Source organism: Vicinamibacteria bacterium (assembly GCA_035620555.1).
Classification (GTDB): domain Bacteria; phylum Acidobacteriota; class Vicinamibacteria; order Marinacidobacterales; family SMYC01; genus DASPGQ01.
The window spans coordinates 1-11,742 of sequence record DASPGQ010000412.1 but is presented as its reverse complement, the minus strand read 5'-3'; the positions used below and the strand labels follow the sequence as shown (position 1 = coordinate 11,742).

At 65.1% G+C, this 11,742-nt stretch carries 7 protein-coding genes; all 7 read right to left on the bottom strand.

The window, feature by feature from the left end; genetic code table 11:
• A partial coding sequence (locus VEK15_16875) for a phosphoketolase family protein (protein HXV62378.1) occupies nt 1-1,650 on the bottom strand: 1,650 nt, incomplete at its 3' end.
• The gene (locus VEK15_16870; GenBank protein ID HXV62377.1) at nt 1,628-1,795 is read right to left on the bottom strand and encodes a class I fructose-bisphosphate aldolase; all 168 of its coding nucleotides are present in this window, start codon (nt 1,793-1,795) and stop codon (nt 1,628-1,630) included. The genes VEK15_16875 and VEK15_16870, both read right to left, overlap by 23 nt.
• Nucleotides 1,796-1,812: 17 nt before the next feature.
• On the bottom strand, nt 1,813-2,388 hold the full coding sequence (locus tag VEK15_16865; protein HXV62376.1) for a histidine phosphatase family protein: 576 nt from the start codon (nt 2,386-2,388) through the stop codon (nt 1,813-1,815).
• Nucleotides 2,389-2,399: 11 nt separating this feature from the next.
• Nucleotides 2,400-4,508, bottom strand: coding sequence for a glycogen debranching protein GlgX (glgX, locus tag VEK15_16860; protein HXV62375.1), 2,109 nt, complete (start codon nt 4,506-4,508; stop codon nt 2,400-2,402).
• Nucleotides 4,505-7,015, bottom strand: a complete 2,511-nt coding sequence (locus VEK15_16855; GenBank protein HXV62374.1) for a glycogen/starch/alpha-glucan phosphorylase — start codon at nt 7,013-7,015, stop codon at nt 4,505-4,507. The genes glgX and VEK15_16855 overlap by 4 nt, the downstream gene beginning before the upstream one ends.
• A 16-nt stretch (nt 7,016-7,031) precedes the next feature.
• The gene (locus tag VEK15_16850) at nt 7,032-10,625 is read right to left on the bottom strand and encodes an efflux RND transporter permease subunit (GenBank protein ID HXV62373.1); all 3,594 of its coding nucleotides are present in this window, start codon (nt 10,623-10,625) and stop codon (nt 7,032-7,034) included.
• On the bottom strand, nt 10,622-11,742 hold a 1,121-nt coding region (locus VEK15_16845; protein ID HXV62372.1), incomplete at its 5' end, for an efflux RND transporter periplasmic adaptor subunit. The genes VEK15_16850 and VEK15_16845, both read right to left, overlap by 4 nt.

Sequence of the window (11,742 nt, the reverse complement as noted above, 5' to 3'; positions counted from 1 at the left end):
CGGGCTCTTGTTGGTGACCAGGTCGATGAAGCCGGGATCCTGATGGGAGAAACCGTTGTGGTCCTGGCGCCAGACGGTAGACGACAGCAGAATGTTCTCGGAGGCGACCGGGGCCCGCCAGGGCACATGGTTCTTCGAGATGTCCAGCCACTTCGCGTGCTGGTTGAACATGGAGTCGATCACGTGGGCGAAGGCTTCATAGGTATGGAAGAAGCCGTGCCGGCCGGTGAGGAGATATCCTTCGAGCCAGCCGATGAGGGTGTGCTCCGAGAGGATCTCCATCACCCGTCCGTCGGGAGCGAGCTCGCCCCCGTCGGAGTCCTCCGGGAGCATGTCGGCCATCCAGACCTTCTTGCTCGCCTCGTAAACCGCCTGCAGCCGGTTCGAGGCGGTCTCGTCCGGTCCGAAGACCCGGAAGCTGGTCGGATTGTTCTTCAGCACGTCGCGGAGATATTCGCCGAGCGGGCGGGTGTTCTCGTGCTCCATCGTCCCCCGGGAAGCTACCTCGACGGCGTACTTGCGAAAGTCCGGGAGCTTGAGGTCCTTTCGCAAAATTCCTCCGTTCGCGTTCGGGTTCGCGCTCATACGCCGGTTGCCCTTGGGAGCGAGCGCCTTCAACTCAGGCAGCAGCTTCCCGCTCGGGTCGAAGATCTCCTCGGGCTGGTAGCTGCGCATCCAGTCTTCGAGGAGCCTCAAGTTCGCGGGGTTGTCGCGGACGTCGGAAAAGGGCACCTGATGAGCGCGCCAGGAGCCCTCGACCTTGTGGCCCTTGATCTCCTTCGGTCCCGTCCAGCCCTTCGGGGTGCGGAGCACGATCATCGGCCACCGAGGGCGGATGGGCTTCCTCGATTGCCGGGCTTCTTTCTGCACGCTCCGGATCTGGCCGATCGCCTCCTCCAGCGTGGCCGCCATCTTCTGATGCATTTCCGCGGGATCGCTGCCCTCGACGAAGTACGGCGTATAACCGTAGCCGACGAAGAGCGCTTCCAGCTCCTCGTGGCTGATGCGCGCGAGGACGGTCGGGTTCGCGATCTTGTAGCCGTTGAGGTTCAGGATCGGCAGCACGGCGCCGTCCCGCACGGGGTTGATGAACTTGTTGGAGTGCCAGGCCGTCGCGAGCGGCCCGGTCTCGGCCTCGCCGTCTCCCACGACGCAGGCGACGATCAGGTCGGGTTTGTCCAGCGCCATTCCGTAGGCATGCGAGAGGCTATAGCCTAGCTCGCCGCCCTCATGGATGGACCCCGGGGTTTCCGGAGTCACGTGGCTCCCGATGTGCCCGGGGAAGGAGAACTGCTTGAAGAACTTCTGCAAACCTTCCGCGTCCTCGCTCTTGTCCGGATAGATCTCGGAGTAAGTGCCTTCGAGGTACGCGGGTCCCAGCACCCCTGGAGCTCCGTGGCCGGGCCCGGCCACGAAGATCGCGTCGAGGTCGTGTCGGACGATCATCCGGTTGAGGTGCAGCCAGACGAAGGACAATGTGGGGCTCGCTCCCCAATGGCCGAGAAGGCGATGCTTCACGTCTTCTGGCTTCAAAGGCCTCCGGAGGAGCGGATTGTCCTTCAAGTAGATCATTCCGACCGAAAGGTAGTTGCACGCCCGCCACCAGGCATTCATCCGTTCCAACTCTTCATTGCTCAGTGGATTCTCCATTGCCGTCTCCTCTTGTCTTCTCGCTTTCGACCGCTCCCAGCCGTTTTGTCACCGTTGCGACGGTCTCGTCCGCGACCAGGATCCCTTTGCCGTCCGCGCCGAGCGTCCGTGCGGTGGTTTCCAACTCCATCTTGGTCGTTCGCAATCTCCTTGCTCCTTTCGTCAGCAGAGCCCGGCATTCCATCGCTCGATTGCGGGAATGCCGTGGTAGTCGCTCAAAATGCTCACCGTCGCGGGATCGAGAAGGAAATGCCGTCCGGACTGCACGGGAAGACCCAGCCACCGTGCGGCGAAGACTCGGAAGAAGTGGCCATGGGCGAAGAGGGCGGCATCGCCTCTTCTCTCTCGGACTCTCGCAATCACGCGATCCACCCGCGCCCCGACCTCGCACGGACTCTCGCCGCCGGGACATCCGTCCACGAACAGCACCCACTTCGGCGCGCGGGAGCGGATTTCCTCAGTGGTAAGGCCTTCGAACTCGCCGTAGTTCCATTCCAGGAGATCGCGATCGATTCGCGCGCCGTCGCCGAGACCCGCCAGCCGGCACGTCTCCCGCGCCCGCTGAAGGGGACTGGTGAGCACGAGCTCGAGCTCGACTCCGAAGAAGAGCGACGAGAGCCGCTGGGCGGACCACCGGCCGTTCTCCGTGAGTGGAATATCCGTGGTTCCCGTGTGCTGCCCGCTCAGCGTCCACGCCGTCTCCCCGTGCCGGATCAGGAAGACCCGCTGCCGCGGCATGTTTCCCGCCCTCATGCAACAGCCCTCGAGACCGCCGCGCCCGAAGGAAGCAGCAGGTAAAAGCCCACCATCGAGCGCGGCTGGACTATGTAGCTCGGCAGGTCCACGAAAGGAGCGCTCTCCCAGGGAAGGATGTCCTGGGGTGGATCGAGCGCGGTATCCCAGTGGCGCCGCCAGCCTTCCCGGCTCTCCGCCGGAAGGGGAGGCAGCTCGAACGAAAGCGGCTCCCAGTATGCGTTCAGAATCGCGTGGTGGAGGAAACGCCCACGCAGGCTCCGGAACGTCAGGGCGAGGGAATGGGAGTGCTGGCTCCAGTCCGCCTGGTGGAGCTTCACCCCATGCCATTCGATCTGCGCCCGGCGCAGGATCTCGTTCAAGGAGATCCTGCCTTCTTCCGCCATCAGATCCCGGCTCAGGCGAGTATGGTTGAGCGCCCTGACGAACTGGTGGATGTCGCGGTGCCGCTCCAGGAGGGTCCAATCGAACCAGCTCACTTCGTTGTCCTGGCAGTAGGCGTTGTTGTTTCCGCCCTGAGTCCTTCGCACCTCGTCGCCCATGAGCAGCATCGGGGTGCCGGCGGAGAAGGCCAGGAGCGCGAAGAAGTTCTTGACCTGGCGGTTGCGCAGCGTCTCGATGGCCGGATCGTCCGAGGGGCCTTCCGCGCCGCAGTTCCAGCTCAGGTTGTCGTTCGAGCCGTCGCGGCTGTCCTCGCCGTTCGCCTCGTTGTGCTTGCGGTCGTACGAGACCAGATCGTTCAAGGTGAAGCCGTCATGGCAGGTCACGAAGTTGATGCTCTGCTCCGCCTCCCGCTCCTCGTGACCGTAGATGTCGGGGCTCCCCAGGAGCCGGGCGGCGACGCGGGACACGGAGCCCTCGTCGCCCTTCCAGAAACGCCGCACGTCGTCCCGGAACCGGCCGTTCCATTCCTGCCAGCGGTCCCCCACGAAGCTTCCCACCTGATAGAGTCCCGCCGCGTCCCAGGCTTCGGCGATCAGCTTGACGCCGGCGAGGAGCGGATCGGACTCGATATCCCACAGGACGGGGGGGTTCGGGAGAGGCCGCCCCGCCTCGTCGCGCGTGAGGATCGACGCGAGGTCGAAGCGGAAGCCGTCCACGTGCATCTCCGTTACCCAGTAGCGCAGGCTGTCCTGGATGAGGCGGCGGACGATCGGCTGGTTGGCGTTCAGCGTGTTGCCGCAGCCGGAGTAATCGGCGTAGCGGGACCGATCCTTCTCCAGGATGTAATAGAACTCGTTGGCGAGCCCGCGAAAGCAGAACGTGGGCCCGTTCGGGTTCCCTTCCGCGGTGTGATTGTAGACGACGTCGAGGAAGACCTCGATTCCCGCCTGGTGGAAGGCTTTGACCATGTCTCGAAATTCGTCGAGCGCCGCGAGGGGCTCCTTCCGGGAGCTGTACGCCTGGTGAGGAGCGAAGAACGATATCGGCTGGTAACCCCAGTAGTTCACCCGTCCCCTCGGGGCATCTTGAGCGTCGAACTGGAAGACCGGAAGGAGCTCGACGGCGGTGATGCCCAGGTCCTGGAGGTAGGGGATCTTCTCGATCAAGCCGGCATACGTGCCCCTCTTCTCCGAGGCGACTCCCGAGCTTTCATGACGGGTGAAGCCCCGCACGTGAAGCTCGTAGATGATGGTTTCCGCAAAGGGGCGCTCGATCCTGCGGTCGCCTTCCCAGTCGTAGGCTCCGGGATCCGCGACGACGCTCTTCAACGCGACCGCAGCGTTGCCGCCGGGCCGGGCTGCCGCTTCCCGGTCGTAGGCGTCGGGGACCGCCACCGCGAGACCGTAGGGGTCGAGGAGCATCTTCTCGCCGTCGAACCGGAGACCTCGCTCCGGCGCGAATGGCCCGTGCGCCCGGTAGGCGTAGACCTGGCCCGCCTCGAGACGGGGCACGAACGCGTGCCAGTAGTGGTAGGTGCGGTTGCGTTTCGGGTCGAGAGGGATGACTCTTGCCGGCGCCGGCGCGTCCGCGCCATCGAACAACAGGAGCTCCATCCACGCGGCGCTCTTGGAGAAAACGCTGAAGTTGACGCCCCCGGGGCAGAGGGTGGCTCCGAGAGGAGCGCTCGTCCCTTCGGTGACCGCACTCACATTCACATTCATCTCCCGTCCCTGGGGAGAGGGCTGGCGTGCCAGATGTCGCGGCAATACTCCCGGATCGATCGATCCGAGGAGAAGCGGCCGACCCGGGCGGTGTTGAGGATCGACATGCGGGTCCAGTTCTTGGGGTCGGAGTAGGCTTCGCTCACAAGGCGCTGGCAGTCGATGTAAGACTGATAGTCCGCGAGCAGCAAGTAGTCGTCCCGGGTCAGGAGCGATACCAGGAGCGGTCGAAAGAGCTCACGGTCGCCGCCGGAGAAGAGCCCGGAATCGATGAGGTCCAACGCCTGGCGCAGCTCGGGATTCGATTCGTAAATCTCACGGGGCGAGTACCCGTGGGCTTTCCGCCTCTCGATTTCCTCGGCGGTCAGGCCGAAGAGGAAGAAGTTCTCGTGGCCCACCGCGTCGCGGATCTCGACGTTGGCCCCGTCGAGCGTCCCGATGGTGAGGGCACCGTTCATGGCGAACTTCATGTTCCCGGTGCCGGAGGCCTCCTTGCCCGCGGTCGAGATCTGCTCGGAGAGGTCCGCGGCGGGATAGACCGGCTGGCTGTGCTTGACGTTGAAATCGGGGAGGAAGACCACCTTGAGGAGGTCGGAGACTCTGCGGTCCTGGTTCACGACCGAAGCCACGGAGTTGACGAGCTTGATGATGAGCTTCGCCATGCGATATCCGGGGGCCGCTTTGCCGGCGAAGATCACGGTGCGGGGCACCGGGCTCGCTCCCGCCCCCCGCCGCAGCTGGTTGTAGAGCGTGATCACGTGAAGCACGTTGAGGTGCTGCCGCTTGTACTCGTGCAGCCGCTTCACCTGGATGTCGAAGAGCGATCCCGGGTCCACCACGATTCCCGTGCGCTCCTTGATTACCGAGGCCAGGACCCGCTTGTTCTCCGCTTTCACCTCGCGCCACTCCTCCTGGAAGCCGGGATCGGTGGCGAAGGGCTCGATGCGCTCGAGCTCGTGCTCCAGGTCTGAGATCCATCGATCCCCGATGCGGCTGGTGATGAGGGCGCTCAGCTTCGGATTGCAGAGCGCCATGAATCGGCGCGGCGTGACGCCGTTGGTCACGTTCAGGAACTTGTCCGGGGCGATGGCATACATATCGCGCAGCACCGTCTTCTTCAGGAGCTCGGTGTGGAGGGCCGCGACCCCGTTGATGGCGTGGCTCCCCACGCTCGCCAGGTGGGCCATGCGGACGTACTTCTCCCCCGATTCGTCGATGAGGGAGAGCCGCGCAAGGAGGGCATCATCGCCGGGATGGCTGCGCCGGACGTCGTCCAGGAACCGGCGGTTGATCTCGTAGATGATCTCCAGGTGGCGGGGCAGGAACTTCCGGAACATCGCGACCGGCCACCTCTCGAGCGCCTCGGAAAGGAGCGTGTGGTTGGTGTAGCCACAGGTTTCCTGGGTGATGGTCCAGGCCTCCCCCCAGTCCATGGAGTGCTCGTCCACCAGGAGCCGCATCAGCTCGGCGACCGCGATGGAGGGATGGGTGTCGTTGAGCTGCGCCGCCCAGTAGAGAGGAAGCTCGCGGAGGTCCTTCCCTCGCAGCCGATGGATGTGGACCATGTCCTGGAGCGAGCAGGAGACGAAGAAGTACTGCTGCGCCAGCCGCAGATGCTTTCCCACTTCGGGCTCGTCGTTCGGATATAGCACCTTGGAGATCGTCTCCGAGAGAACCTTCTCGTCCACCGCGCGGTAATAGTCGCCCACGTTGAACGCATCGAAATCGAAGGATTCGATGGCTTCCGCCTTCCACAGACGCAGCAGGTTGGTGGTCGAGGTCCGGTACCCGGGCACTGGGGTGTCGTAGGCGACCCCCCGGACCACCTTCTCCGGAACCCAGCGGACCCGGTGGCGGCCCTGCTCGTCCTGGTAGGACTCGGTTCGCCCCCCGAACTTCACGTCATAGGCGATCCCCGGGCGCACGATCTCCCACGGGTTTCCGAAGCGAAGCCACTTGTCGGTGAGCTCGACCTGCCAGCCGTCGCGGATGGCCTGGTCGAAGATCCCGAACTCGTAGCGGATCCCATAGCCGATGGCGGGAACGTCGAGGGTCGCGAGCGAGTCCATGAAGCAGGCGGCCAGCCGGCCGAGGCCCCCGTTTCCGAGCCCTGGTTCTTCTTCCTGCTCCAGCAGTTCTTCCAGGTTCTGGCCGACTCTCGATACCGCCTCTTCGGTCGCTTCCCGGATCCCGAGGTTCACCAGGCTGTTCCCCAGGTGCGGTCCGGTCAGGAACTCTGCCGACAGGTAGGCCACGACCTTCGTCGACGGATGCCCGCCTCCGATCGCTTCCACCATCTGGATGTAGCCGTCGAGCAGGCGATCGCGGACCGAGGCCGCGAGGGCCATGTACCACTCGTTGCGGCTCGCGAGCGCGGGCACCTGGGCCTGCAGATAGTGAAGGTTATCGATCAGGGATTCGGTGATGGCATCGGCTCCGAGTCCGGTGCGGACGTTCTCACCCTCGCCCGACGCGGCCTTCCGCTTCTCGGACTTCTTGCGGCTCATGTTTGCCCTCCGGTTCTCAGCTTCCCGCGGTGGCGAGCTCGCGCTCGCGAACCTCGGTGGTGATATGGGTATCCTTGTCCCAGCGGATGAGCTTGAGATCCCTGACGAAGATCGAGTACAGCACCGGCACCAGCAGGAGGGTGACGAAGGTCGCGAGCGTGAGACCGCCGATCTGGGCGTAGCAGAGCGGCTCCCAGAGCGGCCCCCCGTGCAGGGCGAGCGGCACGAGCCCGAGGACCGTCGCCCCCACGGTGATCATCACCGGGCGCAATCGCACGATGCCGGCATCGAGAAGCGCCTCTCGCAGCGACTCTCCTCGTTCGTGCGCCTCTTCGATGAAGTCGAACAGCACGATGACGTGGCTCACGATGACGCCGATGAGGCTGGCGATGCCCAGAAACGCCATGAATCCGAAGGGCTGGCCCATGATGTAGAGGGCGGCGACGGCGGCCGACATGCCGTAGGGAATAGCGGCGAAGACGAGGAGCGGCTTCACCGCGCTCCGGAACTGCAGCACAAGCGCGAAGTAGATGAGGAGCACGGAGATCGCCATCACCACCGTGAGCTCCTTGAAGCCTTTCTGCTGTTCCTCGTACTCGCCGCCGAACTCGAGGAAGTAGCCCGGAGGCATGCGCTTCTGGAAACTCTCGATCTCATCCATCAACGGAATGAGCACCTGCGAAGGAAGGCGGCCGGGAACGGGAAACGCGGAGACGGTCACCGTGCGGAACTGGTTGCGGCGCGCTATCTTCGGAGGGGTCATCTCCGTCGTGACGTGCGAGACCTGCCGTAGGGGTACTCGTTGCGTGCCTTCCATCGCGAAGATGTAGGTGTTCTGAACGTCGGAAGTGACGGCGCGGTCCTCCATCCGGAGCCGCGCGACGATGGGGATCTGCTTGTCGTCTTCCCTGAAGACGGAGACCGGGAGACCGGTCATTGCCGCGGCCGAGGACAGGGCGATGTCGAGGTTCGTGACCCCGGAGAGGTTCGCGCGATCGGGATCGACCGTCAGCCGCACCCCGAGCGCCGGCTCACCCCAGTCGTCGCGCACCCGGGTCGAGAGCGGGTGTCCGCGGAGAATCGCCTGGAGCTCGCCCGACAGATCGCGGAGCGTGCCGATACCTTCGCCGGAGATCCGGATGGAGAGGGGGATACCGACCGGCTTCCCCGTCTCGAGCTGCCGGATGTCGATGCGCGCTCCGGGGACCTCGCGGCTCAAGGCGGTCTGCAGCGGACCCACGATCTCGCTCGTGAGGTGTTTGTCCGTCACCTCCACGATGATCTGCGCGTAGTTGAGCTGCTGTAGCTCGGGGTCCACGGAGAACCAGAAGCGCGGCCCCCCTCCGCCCACGAACGTGGTCAGCGTCTTCAGCACGTCAGGGTGCCCGTGCTCTTCGCCGAACCGCTCGGCCTCGGCGCGGATGACCTCTTCCGCATGGGCCGCGGCGGCGTTCGTGGCTCCCAGCGGAGCGTCGTGTGGAAGCCACACGTCGACGTAGGAGAGGTACGACAGGTCCTTGGGAAAGAACTGGGGGCTGAGCCGGGACATGAAATACCACCCGAACGCGAGGATGATTAGAGAACCGGCGAACACGCCCCAGCGATGACCGAGCGCGAAGTCTCCCACCCGGTAATACACTCCGGCGAAGCCGTGCGTCCGGCGTTCCGCGATCGGCTGCTCCGGCCGCTTGGGCGGCCGGATCTGGTGGTAAGCGATGAGCGGAATGAACGTGAAACAGACGATGAACGCGGCCACCAGGGTGCAGGTCATCAACACCGGCAGACTGTAGAGGAAGTTTCCCGTTTCTCCGGTGAGGGCGAGGAACGGGAGGTAAGCCACTACATTGGTGATGGTCGCGAAGAGGATGGGCTTCCCGAGCCTGGTGGGGCCGACCCAGGACGCCAGCGCGATAGGTGCGCCGTGGGACAGCTCGCGTTTGATCGCGTCCCCGGCCACCACCGGCATGTCCACCAGCAAACCGAGAGAAATGATGAGCGTCGCGATCGACACCTGCTGGATGTCGATGCCGATCACCTGCGCGACGCCGAAGGCCATCGCCAGCGAGAGCGGGATGGAAGCCGCCATCAGCAGCGCCGCCCGCCAGTCCCAGAACCCCACCAGAGACACCAGGACCACGAGAGCGATGGCCTCCCACAGGCTGCTCATGAGGAGGCTCACTTTCTCCCGTACCTGGAGGGGCTGGTCGGACGTGCGCGCCAGGATGAGGTCGGGCGGGAGCTGCGACCGCAGTTCCTCCAGAGCCTCGTCCACGGCGGCACCGAAGTTCTCGATCTGGTCGCCGGACCGCATCTGGGCCGCGAGGGTGATGGCGCGATGGCGGCGCCAGGTACCGTCCTCGCCGCGCATCGTGAGGTAGTTCAGATAGCGCCGGGGCGTTTCGTAGTCACGGGAGACGTTCACGAGATCGCGGAGGTAGACGGGGACACCGCTGGAAGAGGTGGCCACCAGGACGTTTTCGATGTCCTGCATGCTCTTGAACTCCGCGGTCGGGTCGATGAGGACGTTCCTGCGCATGGTTTCGACCAGCCCGCCGGGAGCGGTCACGTTCCGCGCCGCGAGAACGTCCCGGAGCTTCCAGGGCTGCAGGTCGTACGAAGCCAGCCGCTCGACGGAGTACTCGAGGTAGATCTGCTCGGAGAGAACGCCCGCGCGATCGACCTTGGAAACCAGGGGGATGCGCTGAAGGGTCCTCTGGATGAGATCGGTGAAATCGTCGAGCTGCCGATAGGAGTAGCGATCGCTCGCGACCTCGGCGAGTGCCTTCTGCGCCGATGCGGTATCGCGGATGATGATGGGACCCCACGCGTCCGGGTGGATGTCGTACTCGCGCAGCCTCGTCTCGACAAAGCGCTGGCCGTAGGCCCGAAGCTCTTCGTCCGACAGGGTCGTCGAAAAGTCCGCCCCGGAGCAGCTGCCTACGGAAACGCGGCGCACGTCCCGCGCGACGCCGTCCCGCTCGGCCTCCAGGGCTAGGATCGTTAACGGATTCTCGACCGCCGCTCGAGCCACCGAGGACGGATAGCAGTAGAGCACCGATGCCCGGTCTTCGGCGTTCCCGTCGCGGGCTTGCTCGATCGCTTCGCGCACCCCGCGGGCGCGGAGCTCGAGCTCCAGGTCCGGAACCGAGGGGCTGGCGACGGTCAGCATCAGGGCCGCGGTGTCGCCGAAATCGCTGATCCACCGGATGGGTCCGGCGCCTTCGGGCAGGTCGTTGATCTGGCTCAGCCTCTGACCGATGTCCTGGAACTCCTGATCGGTGTTCTCGATGAACGTTTCGAGCCTGACGAAGACGACCGATATGTTGTCCTTGGTTTCCGAGGTGATGCGGTCGATCGCCGTGTTGCCCGCCATCGCCTCTTCGACCTTGCGGGTCACCAGCTGCTCGACCTTCTCCGCTCGGATCCCTGGCCACGGAGTGATCGCGACCGCGACGAGCACCGGAATGTCGGGGTCCTTGCGCTTGGGCATGTTCTGGTATCCGAAGGCTCCCCAGGCCAGGGTGGCGACGAGCGCGACCCAGGCGATCTGGCGGTTCTCGACGAAGAATCGCGCCAGGTTCCAGCCGCCGTTGCCGCTCTCCTCTTTCACTTCAGCACCTCCACGCGCTGTCCGTCCTTGAGCAAGGTCGACCCGGCGGTGACGACCGTGACCCCCGGAGCGAGTCCGTCGACGACCCGGATCTCGTTTCCCTCGACCGCACCGACTTCGACCGGGGTGAGCTCGGCGACGACCCCCTCGCTCGATTTCGAGACCACGAACACCCCGTACCCACCCTCCGGGCCTTGAACGATGGCCTCGAGCGGCACCAGGAGCACGGACGGCTGCTGTTCCACGACGCCGTCCAGGAATTGCAGCGAACCGATCATTCCCACCTTGAGCAGGTGCTCGGGGTTCGGGATCGCGACCTCGGCCTCGAAGTTGCGCGTCCTGGGATCGGCCGCCGACGAGATCCGGCTGATGCGAGCGCGAAAGGTCTCGCTCGGAAAGGCGTCGACCGACACCGCCACCCGCTGGCCCACTTCGAGCGAGCGGACCGTCGTGTCCGGAACGCCGACGACGATCTTGACCGGATCCGTATCGGCAACGGCGAACGTGGGGATCCCCGGGCCGACGTAGGCGCCCAGCTCCACCGCCTTCTCCAGGATCTCGCCATCGAAAGGAGCGAGGAGCGTCGTGTCGCCGAGCGCCGTCTCCGTCTCGCTCGTCTGCGCCCGGGCCGCTCTCAGCTCCGCCTGCGTGGCGTCATACTGAGCGCGCGCCGCGTCGTACTCGGGCTTGGTGAGGCTCTGGGCCTCGTAGAGGCGGGTAGCGCGCTCCCAGTCGAGCTGGGCTCTGATGGCGGCGGCTTCGACGGCTTCGGCCTGGGATGTCGCCTGGTGCACCTGGTCTTCGTACTCGGTGCTCCGGATCCGCGCCAGCGCGTCCCCACGACGCACGGGATCGCCCTCCGCGATCTCGCGCATCCTGCCGTCCTGCCCCCGCACCTCTTTGATGGAGACGACGTAGCCGGGGATCCGGAACGCGAGCGGCACCTGAGCGTCCGGCATCACCACGGCGGAGTAGCGCAGGCCGGAGGTCGCGCCCTGCGCCGCCTCGATCTTCTTTGCCCGGACGCCCTGCGGCGGCTGCTCCACGGGCTCGTGGGAAACGCAGCCGGCCATTGCCAGCGCTGAAACGAGGAGTACTAGCTTCTTATTCACGGTCA

Excerpts from the sequence above, each read along its gene's own strand:
- VEK15_16865 (HXV62376.1), bottom strand. The coding sequence starts at position 2,388 with ATGCCGCGGCAGCGGGTCTTCCTGATCCGGCACGGGGAGACGGCGTGG.
- VEK15_16855 (HXV62374.1), bottom strand. The coding sequence starts at position 7,015 with ATGAGCCGCAAGAAGTCCGAGAAGCGGAAGGCCGCGTCGGGCGAGGGT.
- glgX (HXV62375.1), bottom strand. The coding sequence starts at position 4,508 with ATGAATGTGAATGTGAGTGCGGTCACCGAAGGGACGAGCGCTCCTCTC.